This window comes from Amycolatopsis balhimycina FH 1894, assembly GCF_000384295.1.
Taxonomy (GTDB): domain Bacteria; phylum Actinomycetota; class Actinomycetes; order Mycobacteriales; family Pseudonocardiaceae; genus Amycolatopsis; species Amycolatopsis balhimycina.
The window spans coordinates 7,538,756-7,557,182 of the sequence record NZ_KB913037.1 but is presented as its reverse complement, the minus strand read 5'-3'; the positions used below and the strand labels follow the sequence as shown (position 1 = coordinate 7,557,182).

At 72.3% G+C, this 18,427-nt stretch carries 18 protein-coding genes; 3 read left to right on the top strand and 15 right to left on the bottom strand.

Going from position 1 to position 18,427, the window contains the following annotated elements; genetic code table 11:
• Positions 1-18 precede the first annotated feature (18 nt).
• From A3CE_RS57535 to hisD, 4 genes are read right to left on the bottom strand one after another with little or no spacing between them, the layout of a single operon-like run.
• Positions 19-177 carry a hypothetical protein gene (locus tag A3CE_RS57535; RefSeq protein WP_020644730.1) on the bottom strand — a complete coding sequence of 53 codons (159 nt, stop codon included), beginning with the start codon at positions 175-177 and terminating at the stop codon, positions 19-21.
• Positions 174-773 (bottom strand): imidazoleglycerol-phosphate dehydratase HisB, encoded by a 600-nt coding sequence (gene hisB, locus A3CE_RS0134850; protein WP_020644729.1) that lies wholly within the window; start codon positions 771-773, stop codon positions 174-176. Before hisB ends, A3CE_RS57535 begins: the two co-directional genes overlap by 4 nt.
• Positions 770-1,870, bottom strand: coding sequence for a histidinol-phosphate transaminase (locus A3CE_RS0134845; RefSeq protein WP_020644728.1), 1,101 nt, complete (start codon positions 1,868-1,870; stop codon positions 770-772). Before A3CE_RS0134845 ends, hisB begins: the two co-directional genes overlap by 4 nt.
• Entirely contained in the window at positions 1,870-3,192 is a 1,323-nt protein-coding gene (gene hisD / locus A3CE_RS0134840; RefSeq protein ID WP_020644727.1) for a histidinol dehydrogenase, read from the bottom strand. Before hisD ends, A3CE_RS0134845 begins: the two co-directional genes overlap by 1 nt.
• 93 nt (positions 3,193-3,285) lie before the next feature.
• Between hisD and A3CE_RS0134835 the strand changes: the two genes are divergently transcribed.
• The gene (locus tag A3CE_RS0134835) at positions 3,286-4,080 is read left to right on the top strand and encodes a carbon-nitrogen hydrolase family protein (protein WP_020644726.1); all 795 of its coding nucleotides are present in this window, start codon (positions 3,286-3,288) and stop codon (positions 4,078-4,080) included.
• Between the two features lie 106 nt (positions 4,081-4,186).
• Here A3CE_RS0134835 and A3CE_RS0134830 read toward each other — a convergent pair whose 3' ends face one another.
• From A3CE_RS0134830 to eccB, 3 genes are read right to left on the bottom strand one after another with little or no spacing between them, the layout of a single operon-like run.
• Positions 4,187-4,822 (bottom strand): response regulator, encoded by a 636-nt coding sequence (locus A3CE_RS0134830; RefSeq protein WP_020644725.1) that lies wholly within the window; start codon positions 4,820-4,822, stop codon positions 4,187-4,189.
• The gene (locus A3CE_RS0134825) at positions 4,819-5,514 is read right to left on the bottom strand and encodes a response regulator transcription factor (RefSeq protein WP_185839781.1); all 696 of its coding nucleotides are present in this window, start codon (positions 5,512-5,514) and stop codon (positions 4,819-4,821) included. The genes A3CE_RS0134830 and A3CE_RS0134825 overlap by 4 nt, the downstream gene beginning before the upstream one ends.
• Before the next feature lie 11 nt (positions 5,515-5,525).
• Complete coding sequence (gene eccB / locus A3CE_RS0134820; protein WP_020644723.1) at positions 5,526-6,947, bottom strand: type VII secretion protein EccB; 1,422 nt, start codon at positions 6,945-6,947, stop codon at positions 5,526-5,528.
• 152 nt (positions 6,948-7,099) lie between these two features.
• Here eccB and A3CE_RS0134815 point away from each other — a divergent pair, with 152 nt between their 5' ends.
• On the top strand, positions 7,100-8,143 hold the full coding sequence (locus A3CE_RS0134815) for a type VII secretion protein EccE (protein ID WP_026469150.1): 1,044 nt from the start codon (positions 7,100-7,102) through the stop codon (positions 8,141-8,143).
• Between the two features lie 68 nt (positions 8,144-8,211).
• Here A3CE_RS0134815 and eccD read toward each other — a convergent pair whose 3' ends face one another.
• Genes eccD through A3CE_RS0134785 form a run of 6 tightly spaced genes read right to left on the bottom strand, consistent with a single transcriptional unit; the run spans position 8,212 to position 13,554 of the window.
• Entirely contained in the window at positions 8,212-9,582 is a 1,371-nt protein-coding gene (gene eccD / locus A3CE_RS0134810) for a type VII secretion integral membrane protein EccD (RefSeq protein ID WP_020644721.1), read from the bottom strand.
• The gene (locus A3CE_RS0134805) at positions 9,582-9,902 is read right to left on the bottom strand and encodes a YbaB/EbfC family nucleoid-associated protein (protein ID WP_020644720.1); all 321 of its coding nucleotides are present in this window, start codon (positions 9,900-9,902) and stop codon (positions 9,582-9,584) included. The genes eccD and A3CE_RS0134805 overlap by 1 nt, the downstream gene beginning before the upstream one ends.
• Positions 9,899-10,369 carry a hypothetical protein gene (locus A3CE_RS0134800; protein WP_020644719.1) on the bottom strand — a complete coding sequence of 157 codons (471 nt, stop codon included), beginning with the start codon at positions 10,367-10,369 and terminating at the stop codon, positions 9,899-9,901. Before A3CE_RS0134800 ends, A3CE_RS0134805 begins: the two co-directional genes overlap by 4 nt.
• Entirely contained in the window at positions 10,369-11,724 is a 1,356-nt protein-coding gene (locus A3CE_RS0134795; RefSeq protein ID WP_020644718.1) for a WXG100 family type VII secretion target, read from the bottom strand. Before A3CE_RS0134795 ends, A3CE_RS0134800 begins: the two co-directional genes overlap by 1 nt.
• Before the next feature lie 3 nt (positions 11,725-11,727).
• Complete coding sequence (locus A3CE_RS0134790; RefSeq protein WP_020644717.1) at positions 11,728-12,729, bottom strand: WXG100 family type VII secretion target; 1,002 nt, start codon at positions 12,727-12,729, stop codon at positions 11,728-11,730.
• A 54-nt stretch (positions 12,730-12,783) separates the two neighbouring features.
• Complete coding sequence (locus tag A3CE_RS0134785; protein ID WP_020644716.1) at positions 12,784-13,554, bottom strand: WXG100 family type VII secretion target; 771 nt, start codon at positions 13,552-13,554, stop codon at positions 12,784-12,786.
• Positions 13,555-13,698: 144 nt separating this feature from the next.
• Between A3CE_RS0134785 and A3CE_RS0134780 the strand changes: the two genes are divergently transcribed.
• Positions 13,699-17,622 carry a type VII secretion protein EccC gene (locus A3CE_RS0134780; RefSeq protein WP_020644715.1) on the top strand — a complete coding sequence of 1,308 codons (3,924 nt, stop codon included), beginning with the start codon at positions 13,699-13,701 and terminating at the stop codon, positions 17,620-17,622.
• 7 nt (positions 17,623-17,629) lie between these two features.
• Here the strand turns inward: A3CE_RS0134780 and A3CE_RS0134775 are convergent, their stop codons facing one another.
• Both A3CE_RS0134775 and A3CE_RS0134770 read right to left on the bottom strand, forming a co-directional pair.
• Positions 17,630-18,052, bottom strand: coding sequence for a hypothetical protein (locus A3CE_RS0134775; RefSeq protein ID WP_125591466.1), 423 nt, complete (start codon positions 18,050-18,052; stop codon positions 17,630-17,632).
• A gap of 99 nt (positions 18,053-18,151) precedes the next feature.
• Entirely contained in the window at positions 18,152-18,421 is a 270-nt protein-coding gene (locus tag A3CE_RS0134770; RefSeq protein ID WP_020644713.1) for a hypothetical protein, read from the bottom strand.
• Positions 18,422-18,427: the final 6 nt, after the last annotated feature.

Below are 18,427 nucleotides of genomic sequence, written 5' to 3'. Positions count from 1 at the left end.
ATGTGCCATTCACGGCTTTCAGCTCGAGAACCAGAAGATCGCGCCGCCGATGGCCAGCAGGGCGGCGAGGCCGAGTACCGCCGCCATGAACTTCGCCGTCTTCCACGTCGAGTAGACGCCGCCCACCAGGAAGCCGCCCAGGGCCAGCAGGAGCACTCCGACGACTCCGCTGCTCACAGGACGCCCTTCGTCGAGGGGATGCCGGCCGCGCGGGGGTCCGGCTCCGTTGCCGCGCGCAGCGCCCGGGCCACCGCCTTGTACTCCGCCTCCGCGATGTGGTGCGGGTCGCGGCCGTGGATCACCCTTACGTGCAACGCGATCTGCGCGTGGAACGACAGCGAGTCGAACACGTGGCGCGTCAGGACGAACGGGTAGTTGCCGCCGATCGTGAACGTGGTGAACTGCTCCGGCTCGCCCACGTGCACGCAGTACGGCCGGCCCGACACGTCGATCGCCGCGTGCGCCAGGGTTTCGTCCATCGGGATCCACGCGTCGCCGAACCGGCGGATGCCGCTCTTGTCGCCCAGGGCCTGGCGGATGGCCTGGCCCAGCACGATCGCCGTGTCCTCCACCGTGTGGTGGGCGTCGATGTGGACGTCGCCGGTGGCCTCGACCTTCAGGTTCAGCGAGCCGTGCACGCCGAACGCCGTCAGCATGTGGTCGTAGAACGGCACGCCGGTCGAGATCTCGACCTCGCCCGTACCGTCGAGGTCCAGCTGGACGAAGATCGAGGACTCCTTGGTGGTCCGTTCGACCTTGCCGATGCGGGTCATCGCGAGACTTCCTTACTCGCCTCGAGGAAGGCGTCGTTCTCTTCCGGGGTGCCGATGCTGACGCGCAGGTGACCCGGGATGCCCGGGTCGCGGATCAGCACCCCGCGGTCCAAATAGGACTGCCAGGCAGCGTGCGTGTCCGAAAAACGTCCGAAGAGGACGAAGTTCGAGTCGCTCGGTACCGGGTCGTAACCCAGGCCCGCCAACGCCTCCACTACGCGGTCGCGTTCGGCGGCCAGCTTGTGCACGCTGTCCAAAGTGGCGTCCGCGTGCCGCAGCGCCGCCCGGGCCGCTGCCTGCGTCAGCCGCGAAAGGTGGTACGGCAGGCGCACCAGCTGCAGCGCGTCGACCACCGCCGGCGCCGCCGCCAGGTAGCCGAGCCGGCCGCCCGCGAACGCGAACGCCTTGCTCATCGTGCGCGAGACGATCAGCCGCGCAGGGTAGTCCGCCAGCAGCTCGACCGCGCTCGGCTGCGACGAGAACTCCGCGTATGCCTCGTCGACGACGACGATCCCGGTCGCCGCGTCGAGCACCGTGCGCAGCTCGGAAAGCGGGATCGAGCCACCGGTCGGGTTGTTCGGGCTGGTGACGAACACGACGTCCGGACGCCGTTCGAGGATCACCGACGCCGCCGCGGCCGTGTCGAGCGTGAAGTCGTCGCGGCGCGGCGCCGGGACCCACTCGGTGCGCGTGCCGGACGCGATGATCGGGTGCATCGAGTACGACGGCTCGAAGCCGAGCGCGCTGCGCCCGGGACCGCCGAACGCCTGCAGGATCTGCTGCAGCACCTCGTTGGACCCGTTGGCGGCCCAGACGTTCGCCTCCGACAGCACCACCCGCGTCGACACGCTCAGGTAGTCGGCCAGGTCCTGGCGCAACGCCACCGCGTCGCGGTCCGGGTAGCGGTGCAGCTCGGCGGCCTCCGCACGGACCGCCTCCGCGACGTCCTCGACCAGTTCGGGCGGCGGCGGGTACGGGTTTTCGTTGGTGTTGAGCCGGACCGGGACGTCCAGCTGCGGCGCGCCGTACGGAGACTTGCCGCGCAGGTCGTCCCGCAGCGGCAGTGCGTCCAGGGTGACCTCTTCGCCGATCGTCATCAGACCGAACCTCCGAAGCGCGCGGCGACGGCTTCGCCGTGTGCGGGCAGGTCCTCGGCGTCGGCCAGCGCGACGACGCGGCCGGCGACCTCGCGCAGCGCCTCTTCCGAGTAGTCCACGACGTGGATGCCCTTGAGGAAGCTCTGCACCGACAGGCCCGAGGAGTGGCGGGCGAACCCGCCGGTGGGCAGCACGTGGTTGGACCCGGCGCAGTAGTCGCCGAGCGAAACCGGGGCGTACGCGCCGACGAAGATCGCGCCCGCGTTGCGGACCCGGGCCGCGACTTCGTGCGCGTCCGCCGTCTGGATCTCCAGGTGCTCGGCGGCGTAGGCGTCGACGACCCGCAGCCCGTCGTCCACTGTGGACACCAGGATGATGCCGGACTGCTTGCCGCCCAGCGCTTCGGCGACCCGCGAACTGTGCTTCGTCGCCGCGACGCGGTTCACCAGCTCCTTGTCGACGGCGTCGGCCAGCTCGGCCGACGTCGTCACCAGGACGCTCGCGGCGAGCGGGTCGTGCTCGGCCTGGCTGATCAGGTCGGCGGCGACGTGCGCCGGGTCGGCCGTCTCGTCGGCGAGGATGGCGATCTCGGTGGGCCCGGCCTCGGCGTCGATGCCGATCAGGCCGCGCAGCAGCCGCTTCGCCGCGGTGAGGTAGATGTTGCCCGGCCCGGTGACGGTGTCGACCGGCGCGAGCTCGGCGCCGTCGGTGTCCGTGCCGCCATACGCCATCAGCGCGACGGCCTGCGCGCCGCCCGCCGCCCACACCTCGTCGACGCCGAGCAGCTCGGCCGCGGCGAGGATGGTCGGGTGCGGCAGGCCGTCGAACGCGGCCTGCGGCGGCGAGCAGACGACCAGCGAGCCGACGCCCGCGATCTGCGCCGGGACGACGTTCATCACCACGGTCGACGGGTACACCGCCAGCCCGCCCGGCGCGTACAGCCCGACGCGCTCGACCGGCACCCACTTCTCGGTCACCGTGCCGCCTTCGACGACCGTGGTCGTCACGTCGGTGCGGCGCTGCTCGGCGTGCACCTTCCGGGCGCGGGTGATCGACTCCTCCAGCGCGGCGCGCACGGCCGGGTCGAGCCGCTCCAGCGCCTGCGTCAGTTCGGCCCGCGGGACGCGCACGGCGCCGGGACGGACCTTGTCGAACTTCTCGGTGTACTCGAGGACGGCTTCGACACCGCGGTCGCGGACCGCCTCGACCACCGGACGCACGTGATGCAGCGCCGCGTCCACGTCGTATTCGGCGCGGGGGAGCGTCGCGCGCAGTTCGGCGGCGGTCGGGACCTGCCCGCGCAGGTCGGTGCGGTTCAACATGCCCCCAGGGTACGAGGTCACGCCGAACGGGTTTTCAGCGATACTCCTTCGTGCGGCAGAGTGACAGCCGATCCCAGAATGCAGGAGGCAGCGGTGGCGCGAATCGCGTTGTGCCAGGTCAGCTCGGGTGACGATCCGGAGGCGAACCTGAAACTGGTTCGCTCCGGGGTGGAAGCCGCGGTGGCGGGCGGCGCGCGGATCGTCGTGTTCCCCGAGGCGACGATGGCGCGCTTCGGGCGTCCGCTGGAGCCGGTCGCGGAGTCCCTCGACGGGCCGTGGGCGTCGGCGGTGGCCGCGGTCGCCGCGGAGCACGGCGTGCTGGTCGTGGCCGGCATGTTCACCCCCGCGGACGAGGGCCGCGTGCGCAACACGCTGCTGGTCACCGGCGCCGGGCACCACCTCGGCTACGACAAGATCCACCTCTACGACGCGTTCGGCTTCGCCGAGTCCGACACGGTCGCCCCGGGCACCGCGCCGGTGACGTTCGAGCACGACGGCATCGTGTACGGCGTCGCTACCTGCTACGACGTGCGCTTCCCGGAGCTGTTCCGCGCGCTGGCCGACGACGGTGCCGACGTCGTGCTGCTGCCGGCGTCGTGGGGTGCGGGGACGGGCAAGCGGGAGCAGTGGGAGGTCCTGGTGCGGGCCCGGGCCCTCGATTCGGGCTGCTGGGTGCTGGCCTGCGGCCAGGCCAACCCGGCGGCGACGGGCGTCGAGGTCAATCCGAAGGCCCCGACGGGAATCGGATATTCGCTGGCCGCGGACGGCTTCGGCCGCGTGCCGGCGGCGGCGGGGGCCGAGCCGGAGATGCTGCTGATCGACGTGGACCCGGCAGTGTCCGCTCAGGCCCGCACGGCCACCGGTGCCCTGGCCAACCGCCGCCTCTGAGCCCGTAACTCGCGTGATCCGGGCCGGATCTCGCGTGATTGAGGCCGGAACTCGCGAGTTCCGGCCTCAATCACGCGAGTTACGGCTTCAGACACGCGAGTTACGGCTAGCGGAGCAGGCCTTCGCGGATCGCGACGCGGACGAACCCCGCGCGGCGGCGCTCGCCGGTCTTGTCGCGGATACGGTCCAGGTAGGACCGGACCGTGCGGACGCTGATGTTGAGGATCTCGGCGACGTCGACGTCCCGCTCCCCCGCCGCCACCAGCCGCAGCACCTGCTTTTCCCGTTCCGACAACACGATTTTCGGCCCCGCGTGCCGCTCTTCGCTGTCCTGGATGATCATCCCGGCCAGCGTCGGCGAGACGTACGCGTTGTCGTCGGCGATCGTGCGGATCGCACGCAGGAGCTCGTCGCCGTCGACGTCCTTGGACAGGAAGCCCTTCGCGCCCGCCTGCATCGCGCCGAGGACCTCCGGCTGCTCCGCGTGCGCGGACACCACCAGCACCTTGTGCCCCATCTGCCCCACTTCCAGGACCGCGGCCGCGTCCTGGACGCCGCGCAGCTTGAGGTCGAGGACGACGACGCTGCCCGCCGGCTGGTCCTGGACCGCGAACCGGGCCACCGAGTCGGCGACCGCCCCGAGCCGGATGTCCGGGGCCTCGGTGAGCACGCGGGTCAGCGCGTACCGGTAGAGCGGGTGGTCCTCGATCACGCCGACGTGGATGCTCCGGGCGGCGGTCACTTGCGGCCGCCGCGCCGGGGGTCCGTGCCGCCGATCAGGCCGCGCCGGATGGCCTCCTTGACCAGGCCCGGCCGCCGCCGTTCACCGGTCTTGTCGCGGATCCGGTCGAGGTAGCCGCGCACGGTGCGGACGCCGATGCCGAGGATCAACGCGATGTCGACGTCGCGCTCCCCCGCCGCCACCAGCCGCAGCACCTGCTCTTCACGCGGGGACAGCTCGACTTCGGCCGACGTGGCGGGCCGGTCGGCGTTGTCCTTCATGATCATCCCGGCGACGACGGCGGAGACGTACGCGCCGCCGTCGGCGACCGTCTTGATCGCGATCAGCAGCTCGTCCGCGTCGACGTCCTTCGAGAGGAACCCGCGCGCTCCCGCGGCGATCGCGCCGAGCACGACCTCCGGCTCCGCCTGGGCGGAGACGACGAGCACGTGGTGGCCGAGTTCGCAGACCTCCAGCACCGCCGCCGCGCCCGCCACGCCCGGGAGGCCGAGGTCGAGCAGGACCACGCTGCCCGGCGGCTGCCGGTGGACGTGGAAGCGGGCGACCGAGTCGACCACCGCGCCGAGTTCGACGAAACCGGCTTCGGCCAGTACCCGCTCCACGGAGACGCGGTACAGCGGGTGGTCTTCGATCACCGCGACGCGGACCCGCCCCTGGCCCACCGCGTCGCCGGTCGAACGCTCTTCTGTCATGTGCACGACTTTCACCCCGTTCCACCCGACGGAGCCGGCTGCCCGGCCGTGGCCGGGTCCAGCGCGGGGCCCGTCGGCACCAATGCCAGCAAACTACCTGCGATCGGCGGCCTGGCGGCTCCTCCGTAGCCGAGCGAGGCCAAAGCCTGCGCGTTCACCACCGGGTACTTCCGGCCGGTGTCGGTCACCAGGTAAGTCGTGACCGAGCCGGATTCGACGACGACGGCTCCCCCCGACGGGGGAACGAAGACCTCGTCCGCCACCCGTGCTTCGGTCCGGGTGGCGACCTGGATTGCCCTGGCGCCAACGGGAAGCGGGAATTCGGCCGAAACGAGCAAGCGGTTGCCCTGAACGCACAGCGCCACGGAATTCCCGGTGATCGGCGCCTTGCCGGGGATGCGGTCGGGGTAGGCCGCCGGGTCGGCGCCACCGGCCCGCGGCGCGGCGACCTTCGGCACCGCGGCGACGTCCGCCGCGCGGACCTCCACCGGCGCGGGCGGCCCGGGGTAGGCCGCGGCGTTGGCCGCCGTCGTCACGAGCAGGCTCGCCTCGGTCTGCCCGACCGGCTCGAGCCCGTCGGCGCGGACGAGGTAGTACGACGTCGCCGTGCCGGGCGCGGCCATCGCGTCCACGACGGCGAGGACTTCGCCGACGCGGGTGCCGCGGCCGCCCACCGCGGGGCCCGGGTCGCCGGCGCCGCCGACCGGCAGCGCGGCGAGGTCGCGTCCCGCCGGGACGGTGTCGATCCACCGCGCGGACACCGCGATCGTCGGGTAGCTGTCGAACTGCAGCGCGGTCGCGGCCTCGTCGCTCAGCTTGTAGCGCCGCCCGCCGGCGAGCAGGAACCGCTCTCCCCGCGGCAGCCGGACGATCACGCCCTGGTCGCGTGGCAGCTCGACGCCGGACGCGGGCGCGGCCAGCAGCACGGCGGTGCGTGGCTCCTCCGACGCGGGGGCGTCCTGGGTGGTGCGGCTGCAGCTCGTCCAGGCGGCGGCGGCGAGCGCGCCCCGCGCGGGCACCGAGTCGGGCGCGCCGGGGATGCCGATCGGGGTGCCGCGGCCCGCCTTGCCGAGGTTCGCCGAGGACACCGACACGGTCGCGTCGCCGTTGCCGCCGGCCAGCAGCCGCGCGGACGCGTAGTTGAGCACCGGGTGCAGCACGCCGTCGGCGCCGAGCACGAACCGCGCGCCGGTGCCCTCCTCGACGATCACCTTGCCGCCGGCCAGCCAGTCCTTGCCGCCGGCAGGGTTCAGCAGGCCGATGACGCCGAAGACGGCGGTGACGAGCAGGGCCGCCGCGAGCCCCAGCGCCGTGCCCAGGACGAGACGGCGGCTGGGCGAGACGGGGTGGTTGGCGTCGGCGGCGACGAGCGCGGAAACGAGCCTGCGGCGGAGGAACTGGTACGCCTGGATCTGATCCCGCTGCGTCCACACGCTGCTGTGCCCCCGGTGTGCGTCGACCTCCCGAGTGCCCGATGCTAGGCACCGGATTCACCCCGGGCGAGGGTAATTTTTACGCCCACACCACATCTGGGGAGGCAGTAGCGTCGCAGGCTCGGGGGAAAGACTCGGGGAAAGGGGAGCCCGTGTCCGTCGATACCGCCGTTCGCCCGGCACCGTCCCGGCCCGCCGCCACAGTGCTGCCCTGGCTGCTGCCGGTCCGGCCGCTGCAGGCCGCCGTCTGGGAGATCGCCGCGCTCGCCGTCCTGCTCGCGTGGCTGCTCGACGGCGTCACGCAGCCCGTGCGGATCGGCGTCGCCGCGGGGGCGGGGCTGGTCGTGCTGGCGACGTCGGTGCGGTTCGCCGGACGGCACCTCGCGGGCTGGACGCTGACGTGGACGGCGTACCGGCTGCGACGTCACGACACCCGCCGCGACAGCCCGGACCCGCTGCACCGCGTGGCCGGGCCGGTGAAGGTGCGCCAGCACGTCGACCGCGCGGGCAACCGCTTCGGCGTCGCGGAGGTCGACGGCGGGTGGAGCACTCTCGTGCGCCTGACCCCGGGGTCTGCCTCGGGCGCGTCGCTGGTGGACGTCCTGCACGCGGCTTACCGGCGCACGGACGTCCCGCTGGCGTCGGCGCAGCTGCTGACGTGGGCCATCCCGCGCGGCGAGCAGGTGCTGCGGGTGCGGTGGCTGGCGGTGCGGTACCGGCCGGATCTCGCGCCCGTCGCGGCGCTGGCCCGCGGCGGCGGCGAGCTGGGCGCGCTGCGCAGCACGGCGTCGGCGGCGTTGAGCCTGATGGGCGCGCTGGCCGAGGCGGGCTACCAGAGCACGGTCCTGGAGGCGGGGGAACTCGCGAAGGAGCTTCGGGTGGCGTTGGGCGTCCAGGGGGCCGCCGGCGGCGCTCCCGACCGCTGGCGGTCCTGGACCTGGGGCAACGCGGCGCAGGTGTGCTTCACCCCGCGTTCGCCGCGGGTTGTGGACTTTTCCGTGCCCGGCGCGGCTTTCACGGCCACGTCGTACACGCTGACGCGGACGCCCGGCGGGCGGGAGAAGGCCGAGGTGACGATCCGCGTCGGGGCCCGGCCGGGTTCGCCGGCGCCGGCACCGCGGATTCCGGTGGTCCCGCTGCACGGGCGGCACGAAGCCGCGGTCCGGAAAACGCTCCCCCTGGCGCTCGACTCCTGAAGTCCGTGAATGGCACATTGAGGGACTCTAAGTCCCTCAATGTGCCATTCACGGACTCGGGAACCGCGTCAGCCGCGGACGGCTTCGTAGACCCCCGCGATCATGCCGACGAACGGGACCAGCGAGAGCAGGACCAGGAACTCCGAGACGTCCAGCAGCCTTGACCAGTAAGGGGAACGCAGCCCGCGCGCCACCCGCGTCGCGTACACCAGGCAGAGCACCGCAGCCAGGACAACCGCGCAGCCCGCCGCGAAAACGGCCGTGCGGTTTCCCGACGCGACCAGCCACCCCCCGGCGCACACCAGGGCGAGGACACCGAAGCCGACCAGGACCAGGCGTTGCGCGCGGCCCGCGTACGACCGGGACCGCAGGATCCACGCCACGCCCAGCACAGCCGCCAGGCCCGCTTCCCACGGCCCGCCCGAAGAGAGCACGACGGACGCGCCGAGCACCACCAGTCCCAGCGCCACCAGCAACCCCGTCAAGACCGCCTGCGCGCGGGACGTCCGGCCGATCAGCTCGGTGCCCAGTGACGGCTGTTCGTCCGCGCGGAACGCCGCCATGTCGTCCGGGACCCGTGGCAGCGGCAGGCGGGCCAGGCGCAACGCCAGCATCGGCGCGACCGCCGCCAAGGCCGTGCCCAGTACCGCGGCGACCGCGGCCGCCGGCAACGGGGAAACGCCCGCCAGGAGCACGACCCCGGAAGTGATCGCGCCGAAGCCGGCCGCGCCGGTGATCGCCACGAACCACGGCAGGCGGTCGGCCACCGAGAGCGCCGCCAGGACGCCGTACACCGTCACCGCCGCGAAGCCCGCCGAAAGCGGCCCGGCCGACAGCGAGAACAGCGGATGCGGTGGCAGCACCGACATGCCCGCCAGCAGCGCGACGCCGACTCCGGCCAGGGAACCGGCCGCGCCCGCCTCGGCGTCGCCGTATGCGCGGCTCAACGCGCCGCCGCCGAGCAGCAGAAGCAAAGCCAGCAGCCCGGTCCCGATCGGCGCCAGGACGCTGCCGGATGCCGCGGCCTGCACGAGGAGACCGCCCGCCAGCAGCAGCACGACCGCGGCCACCAGCCCGGACCGCCGCGCCACCGAAGGGCCCCAGCCGCCGTCGGCGTCGGCGACGCTGGCGATCGAGTCGACGACGTCGTCGAACAGCAGCGGACCCCGCGGGCGCTCCCGCGGGGTCAGGTGCAGCACTTCGCCGTCGCGGATCTGGGCGGCCGCGACGCTGAGTCCCAACGCGAGGGGTGCTCCGCCCAGCCGCGAAAGCACCCAGCCGGGATGCTCGGCCGACGCCTGCCCGGACGCTCCGGCGAGCCGCACGAGCTGCGGCACCAGCTCGGCGAACGTCGACTGCTGCGGCAGGGCGACGTCGACGCGGGCCCGGGGCGTCACCACCGTCACCCGGCGGGTCGTACCCGTCAGAGACGCCGTCATCAGACGTCTTTCGCGGCCGCGATCACCGGGGCGAACTTGGCGCTGGAAGCCTCGGCGAGCTTCTGCAGCCCGGCGTTCACCGCCTCGAGGACGATCTCCGAGAGGTTGCGGGCGTCGTACTCGCGGATCGCGCGCGGGTCGATGTCGATGGAGGTGAACCGGCCGTCGCCGCGGAGGGCGACGGTGACCTCGTTCTGCCGCGAGTGCGCCTTGATCTCCATCGCCTCGACCGTGCGCTGGATCCGCTGGACCTCTTCGGTCTGCTTGCGCACCTGCGCCAGCAATTCGTCCATGTCCGGCACCGCGTACGGATCGGTCACTGTGGTGTCCCTTCGTGCTGGCGGACGTGGAGGCTGCCCACGAACGCTTGGAAACCGGGGGAGAGCCGCCGCGCGGTCGCGGGCGCGGCCGTGCAGGCGAGCTCGAGCACCAGCCGGTCCTCCGGCGTGGCGCCGGGGACCGTCAGGTGCACCTGGGTCTGGATCAGCTCGGTGCCTTCGCCGGTGCGCAGGCGCAGCAGCTGCATGACGCCGGGCGCGGCCGGGTCGCCGACGTCGCGGCGGCTCAGCACGTCGAGCCCGGCGGACGTCCGGGCGAGGCGTTCGACGGCCTCATCGGCGATGGCGTCGACCGACGCGTTGTCGGGCCGCTGCCGCACGCTCACGGTGATGTTCGGTGTGAACTCCTCGCCCGGCACGGGATGCACGGCGACGAACACCGCGCCCGAATCGCCCGGGTCGACCGCGGTCCAGCCGTCCGGGATGACGAAGTCGAGGGGAAGGGTCATCACAACCCCACATACGAAACGGCGTCGTCCCAAGCGGACTCGACGGCGTCGGCGGCGTCATGGGCGGCGTGGTTGACCGCGTCGACCGCGGCGCCGCCGTACTCGCCGATCGTGTGCCCGAGCTTGGGCAGGTCGATGTCGATCTTGGCGCCGACGCCCGCGCCGACGCCGAGTGCCGCGCCCACCTTGAAGTTCACCTTGAGGTGCCCGGCGTCGTAGACGGCCTGGGCGTCGAGCTGCGCGCCGACGCCGTACTGGAGTGTGCCGTTCGCGCCGACGCCGATGCCGGCGACGTCCGCGGCGACTTCGCCCTCGACCTTCCCACCGGCGAAGACGTTGGCGTGCGCACCGACACCGTGTGCGCCGATCGTGCCGGACGCGCTCACCTCGCCGCCCGCGAACACCGTGCCCTTGGCGTGGGCTTCGGCGACGCCCCACTCCTTCTTGCCTTCCAGCTCACCGTGCAGCGCGGCGAGTTCGGCGTGCCCGGACGCGCCGGCGTCCCAGCCCTTCGACGTCACCTTCCCGTCGTACTCCGGCGAGAACCCGTCCTGCTCGTGCTGGAACTTGTAGTAGGTGATCTCGGTGTTGCGGCCGATCTTGTCCTTCAGGTGTTCGGCTTCCGGCTGCCCGAACGGCGTGTCCGCCTTCTTCGGTGCGCGGGTGCCTTCGAGGCCGTCCCAGGTGAGCTTCTTCCAGCCGGAGTTGCCGAACCACGACGGCGCGGTCCGCGGCCGCTTCCGGCCGTCCATCGGTTCGCCGTTGAGCCAGTGCAGCGGGCCGCGCGCCCACTTGCCCAGCTCGTGCTCGAGCCGTCCGACGCCTTCGGGCGGGAACAGCTCGGCGAGCGCGTCGGAGAACTCCTCGACGACCTGGCGAGCCGCTTCGACGCTCTCTTCCCCGAGCTGCCGCGCGGCCTGGATGAACGCGCCGACCGAACCGGAGCTCACCGCGCGGGCCTGGGCGGTGAGCTGGGCGGCGTACTGGTCGAACTGCGCGATCACCGAGTCGACGGCGGCCTCCGCCGACCGGACGAGCAGGGCCGCCGTCGCGAGCCGGTTCGCCTGGTCGTCGAGTTTCGTGGCGGTGCCGGCGAGTTCCCCGCCGAGTTCGGCCGCCGCGGTGGCGAACGCGGTGTAGGCGTCGCCGTCCCAGTCCGCGTGCAGGGTCTTCGCGGCGGCATCGACCTCGCCGGCCTTCCGCGAAACCGTCGCAGCCTGGGCCGAGACCCGCCGCGAAGCCGCGCTCAGCGCACCGGGATCACCGGTGACGCGCCGGCGGCACTCGGTCAGGACACGCCGATAGCCGGACAGCACCGCGCTGACCACCCCGGAAGCGTCCACCGCGCCACCCATCGGCTAGTTCCCGGCCGCGTCGTAGCCGACGTGCTGGCTGAAGTGCCTGCCGTTGTAGTCCATCGCGATGTCGAGGTCGAAGTCCTGGCCGCCCGGAGCCTCCACAGTGGACTCACCGGTGGTGAGGTTCGTGTGGATGACGACCTCGTCGGCGTGCGCCGGCGCGGGAATCGAGGCGACCGCCGGCGTCGTCGTCGCGGGGTGGTCGACGGGGATCCAGCTGTTGCTTCCGTTGCCACTGGAACCGCCGCCGGAGCCCGGCGAAGAGCCGGCGAGCGCGGGCGGGGTGTAGTCGGTGAACGAAGGCTGCTGCGGGATCCCTCCCCCGCTCCCTCCCGCCACCGCCTGCTGTCCCGACGGGCTTGCCACCGGCGCCGGGGTCTGCGGCGCGCGGACCGGGGTGTTCCCGATCGCGGGCGTCGTCGCGCCCCCATCGCCGGAGCCGTGGTGGAAGAGCTTCTCGATCTCGCCGATGACCTGCGCGAGCGTGGTGACCTGCTGGGCGAGGTCGACCGCGCCAAGCGCCTTGAGCAGGGCGCCGATCGCGGTGATGAACGCCCGCAGCGACGCGCTCGTCGCTGTCGACAAAGCGACCGCCGCGCCGTAGGTCCACCAGTTCGACATCAGCGCGGCGACCGTCGGGTTCACCGCGGCGACCACCGCGCGGTAGGCCTCCTGCGCGGTCTTGATCAGCGTGCCGGACACGCCGAGCAGCTCGGCGCCCTTCTCCACGACGTTGATGATCTTCGTGAGCTGGTCGAGCGACTCGCTGATCTTCTTCAGCGCCGACTCGCTCGCCGCGCCCGACCAGATCTTCCCGAGCTGGTCGGCCGCCTTCGTCAGCTCGTTGTACATGCTCAGGAACTGCTCGGCCTTCTTGACCAGGTCCACCACGTGCTTCGCGATCTGCTCCGGCTGACCGGTGACGATCTGCGGCAGGACGGTGATCGGCCCGCCCGAAGACGCGGTCGCGTCCATCGCGCTCGAGTTCGGGAAAGTCAGCATCGGAGGACCTCACAGTGATCTTGAGTGCGGCGGAGTTCTTGGGGCACAGGACGGTCAGACGACGGAAGCGGGCCGGTACACGCTGACCTTCGCCAGCCCGCTGAAGCGGGCGTCGAGGAGCCCGTGGTTGTAGAGGCGGCCGCCGTCTCCGGCGACGCCGATGACCGGGTTCCGGTCGGAGAACAGCAGCGGCTCCACGACCACGACGTCGCCGCTGTGCACCCCGCCGGGCACGTCGGAAAACGTGCGCGCGGTCCCCGCGTAGACCTCGATCAGCCCGACGCGCGCCTGGTTGCCGGCGTCGCCGGCGAGCCAGTCGTTGAAGTCGGCGACGCCGTGGAACCGCGCGTCGGTGATCGGGTGGTCGCCGAGCATGCCGAGCCGCGCGTCGCCCAGGTAACGCAGCACGTTCCCGACCGACGACGGCTCGCCGTGCGCGCCCGCGCTGTCGTTGATGGCCAGGGTGGCGAGCTCCGAAGCGTGCGAGCTCCCCCAGATCGACGACGCGGGACTCGCCGGAGCGTGCCCGCCGCCGTAGCCCGCGGCGACGTCGTGGTCGGCCGCCTGGTAGGCGTCCGCGCCGGCCTTGACGAGCCCGTTGACCTGCTGGAGCAGCTGCAGGAGCGTGCGGACGGCGGTGACCTGGCCGGAGTGCAGGGCCGCGTTCGCGGCGGCCACCGCGCTGCCGAAGCTCGCGAACGACATCGGCTGGACGACGAGCCGTTCCAGGTCGGCGACGGCGTTGATGCCGTGGGCGATGATGCCGCCGACGTTCCCGACGGCAGAGCGCATCGCCTCGGGCTCGGCCCGGTACTCGCCGGCCATGGCTCTCCTTCCGAGGGTGGCTTGCTCGGCTGAGCGTAAGTTCGGCCCCGGAAGCGGGCGGACGGCAAAAGTACCCACCGCGGACGCGCGGTAAGTGGCCAAAATACCGGTCAGACCGCCCCCGAACTGGAGCAGCCTGTTCAGATGAGCCTGCCGTCCGAGCGACCGAGCGAGATCGTGCTGCAGTCCCCGCCGATGCTCCCGAAGAGCTCGTCCGGCGGGATGATGCAGCTGATGATGTTCCTGCCGATGATGCTCGGCATGGGCGCGATGTCGTTCGTCTACATCGGACGTGACGGCGGCGTGATGACGTGGATCTTCGGCGCGTTGTTCGTCTGCGCCATGGGCGGCATGGTCGTGATGTCGCTGGGCCGCGGCGGGATGGCGAAGAAGGCGCAGATCAACGACGAGCGCCGCGACTACCAGCGCTACCTTTCCGGGCTGCGGACCCAGGTCCGGGACATCGCGGACGGCCAGCGCGCGGCGATGACCGCCGTCCAGCCCGACCCGGCCGACCTGTGGGCCTACGTCGAAACCGGCAAGCTGTGGGACCGGCGGCACGGCGACGGTCACTTCGCGCAGGTGCGCGCGGGCACCGGGCCGCAGCGGCTGGCGACGCCGTTGAAAGCACCGCAGACCGTGCCGCTGGAGGACCTCGACCCGGTGTCCTCCACCAGCCTCAAGCACTTCATCCGCACCTACTCGACGGTGGACGGGCTGCCGGTCGCGTTGTCGCTGCGATCGTTCGCCGCGGTCACCGTGGCCGGGCGGCGGCCGGACGTGCTGGGCCTGGTGCGGGCGCTGCTGTGCCAGCTCGTCACCTTCCACTCCCCCGCCGACCTGCGGATCGCGGTGTGCGTGCCGCCGGACCGCCGTCACGACTGGGAGTGGGCGAAGTGGCTGCCGCACGCGACGGCGGCCGCCGCCACCGACGCCGTCGGCTCGCGGCGGCTGGCCGCCGAATCGGCGGCCGGGCTGGCCGAGCTGCTCGGCGCGGACCTCGGCGAACGCCCCGCGTTCAGCCGCCGCGCGGCCGGGCTCGACCTGCCGCACCTGGTGGTGGTCGTCGACGGCGGCGCCGCCCACGACGAGCCCCGGCTGATCGGCGAGGACGGCAGGCTCGGCGTCACGGTGCTCGAGATCGGTCAGGAGCACCCGCGGACGTTCTCGACCGAACGGCTGCTGAGCCTGCACACCGCACCGGACTCGCTCGGCATGGTCGTCGGCGACGCCGGCGAGCAGCGGCTCGGGTTCCTCGGCCGCCCCGACACCCTCGACCGCGGCGCCGCGGAAGCCCTCGCGAGGATGCTGACGCCGTTGCACACGCCCGCGGCCGTCGTCGGCGAGAAGCCGATGTCGGCGACGTTCGGGCTGGCCGGCCTGCTCGGCATCGGCGACCCGCGCGACACCGACACCGCCGTGACGTGGGCGCCGCGCGCGGCCCGCGACCGGCTGCGGATCCCGCTCGGCGTCAACCCGGAAGGCCGCCCGGTCGAGCTGGACCTCAAGGAGTCGGCCGAGGGCGGGATGGGCCCGCACGGCCTGGTCATCGGCGCGACCGGGTCGGGCAAGAGCGAGCTGCTGCGGACGCTGGTGACGGCGCTGGCCGTGATGCACTCGTCGGAGACGCTCAACCTGGCGCTCATCGACTTCAAGGGCGGCGCGACGTTCGCCGGGATGACCGGGCTGCCGCACACGTGCGCCGTCATCACCAACCTGTCCGACGACCTCGCGCTGGTCGACCGGATGGCCGACGCGCTCAACGGCGAGCTGCTGCGGCGGCAGGAACTGCTGCACGCGGCCGGGAACTACGCGTCGGTGCGGGACTACGAGAAGGCGCGTGCGGACGGCGCGCCGCTCGAGCCGCTGCCGTCGCTGCTGGTGATCATCGACGAGTTCAGCGAGCTGCTGTCCTCGCGCCCGGAGTTCATCGACCTGTTCGTCGCGATCGGGCGGCTCGGGCGGTCGCTGGGCATCCACCTGCTGCTGGCGTCACAGCGGCTGGAAGAAGGACGGCTGCGCGGCCTCGACTCCCACCTGTCGTACCGGATCGGGCTGCGGACGTTCTCCGCGGCCGAAAGCCGGGCCGTGCTGGGCGTCGCCGACGCCTACCACCTGCCGCCGGTGCCGGGGTCGGCGTACCTGAAGTCCGACACCGAAACGCTGATCCGGCTCAAGGCGGCCTACGTCTCCGGCGAGCTGCCGCCGCGGAGCACGGTCGTGCGCGAGGACGGGCAGGAGCTGGGCGTCCTGCCGTTTTCCCTGGCCCCGGTGGAAATCCCGGTGACGACCGAGGTCTCTCCGGCTCCTTCGGCGGAGGGTACCGGCGAGACGATCATCGGCGCGATGCTGTCGCGTTTGGAGGGCCGCGGGCCGGCCGCGCACCAGATCTGGCTGCCGCCGCTGGCCGAACCGCCGACGCTGGACCAGCTCCTGCCGCCGCTGGGCGAAGACGCGGCACGCGGCCTGTGCCCGCTCGGCTGGGGCGGCAACGGGAAGCTGACGATCCCGGTGGCGCTGGTGGACAAGCCGTTCGAACAGCGCCGCGACCTGCTGTGGGCCGACTTCTCCGGCGCGGCCGGGCACGCGCTGATCGTCGGCGCGCCGCAGAGCGGGAAGTCGACGCTGATGAAGGACATCGCGGGCATGCTCGCGCTGACGCACACCCCGGCCGAGGTGCAGATCTTCGTGCTGGACATGGGCGGTGGCGCGCTGGCGCCGATCGCCGGGCTGCCGCACGTGTCGGGCTACGCCACCCGCCGCGACGCGCAGCGCTGCCGCCGCGTCGTGGCCGAGCTGACGACGTTGCTGGAGCAGCGCGAGGAGTTCTTCGCCGCGCAAGGGATCGAGTCGATGGCGACGTTCCGCGCGCGCCGTGCGGAGTTCACCGAGAGCACCGACGGCCGCGAATTCGGCGACGTGTTCCTCCTGGTGGACAACTGGACCACGATCCGCCAGGAGTTCGAACAGCTGGAGGAGCAGATCACCGGGCTGGCCGCGCGCGGGCTCGGGTTCGGCATCCACGTGGTCGTCTCGCTCAACCAGTGGATCGGCGTCCGCGCCCAGCTGCGCGACGCCATCGGGACCCGGTTCGAGCTGCGGCTGGGTGACCCGATGGACTCGTCGATCGACCGCAAGGTCGCGGTCAACGTCCCCGCGGACCGCCCCGGACGCGGCCTGACCGCCGACAAGCTGCACTTCCTCGCGGCGCTCCCGCGCATCGACGGCGACCAGCGCCCGGAGACGGCCGGCGCGGGCGGCGTCGACCTGACGCGCCGGATCTCGGACGCCTGGAAGGGCCCGCGTGCGCCCCAGGTCCGTCTCCTGCCGCCCGAAGTGCCTTTGGACACGTTGCCCGCGGCGCCTTCGCGCCAGGTCACGCTGGGCATCGCGGAGTCGACGTTGCGCCCGGTGCACCTGGACTTCGCGGCGGACCCGCACTTCGTGGCCTTCGGCGACGTCGAGTCCGGCAAGAGCTCGCTGCTGCGCGCGCTGGCTCACGGCATCACGACGGCGTACACCCCGGAGGAGGCGGCGATCATCGTCGCGGACTACCGCCGTGGCCTGCTCGGCGCGGTACCGGAGCCGCACCTGCTGGGGTACGCGGGCACCGAAGCGAAGCTGACGGACCTGATCGGCGAGTGCGCCCAAGCGATGCGCAACCGGCTGCCCGGGCCTTCGGTGACGCCGGAGCAGCTGCGCAACCGCTCGTGGTGGCGCGGACCGGAGCTGTTCGTCCTGGTCGACGACTACGAACTGGTGGCGACGGTCGGGCGCAACCCGCTGCAGCCGCTGATGGAGTTCCTGCCGCAGGCCCGGGACATCGGCCTGCACCTGGTGATCGTCCGCGGATCCGGCGGCGCCGGGCGGGCGTTGTTCGAGCCGGTGCTGCAACGGTTGCGGGAGCTGGGGTCCCCGGGGCTGATCATGTCGGGGACGAAGGACGAAGGCGCGCTGCTGGCGGACGTCAAGCCGTCGCAGCAGCCACCGGGCCGCGGAACGCTGGTGTCCCGGCGGCACGGCACCGGTCTGGTCCAGGTCGCCTGGACCAAACCCGCGGAATCGTGAGGGTTGCTCAGGAAAGCATCCACTCCTGTGGCTCGCTACCCGCGCGACGTTCCATCAGCAGGCAGAACTCCCAGGACCGCGGCCCGAGCGCCGCCAGATCGACGTTGTCGGCACGGGCGTTCTGGACCTCTTCGAGGAACCCGGTCGTCATGGCCTCCCGCGCGGCCGGAGTCCCCCCGGCGACGACCTCCTCGACCGCGGCCAAGACTGCCCGCCACTCTTCCGGGTCCAGCCCGCCCGCGGCGCGGGCGAAGGTCGAGCCGAGGTGCCCCAACCGCACGATCAGCGGCAGTTCACCGAAGTCGGGGTCGACACCGTCGCCGTCGCCGGACCAGCCGAGCACCTGAGCCCGATCGGCGTCGGCCAGCACTTCACTGACCCTCACGACGGCTTCGACGGCTTCCGGCACTCCGATCACATCCCCTTCCACGCCTTCTGTATAGGGCTGCTCAGACTTTGGTTTCGCGGCGGCATGAGACGGGGCTTGTTCAGGTTGCCTGGACCAAGCCTACGGATTACTGAGCCGCGATCACCGCCGCTCCAGTTCCCAACTGGCCAGCAGCACCCGCCACCGTTCGTTGATCATCTCAGGCTCCGCGATCGGATTCATGTCGGGGTTGAAGTACTCAAGGATGTCCCGGGTCTCGGTGAAGGAGATCCCGGCTTCCTCCTGCAGGATCAGCAGGAACCGGCCGGGTGAGAGTTTTCCTTCGGCGCGCCTCTTCAGGTGTTCGAGAAGGTCGAGGAACGGAATCCCCGCGACGACCATGGCGTGCAGTTCGGACTCTTCACTCGGCATGGCGTT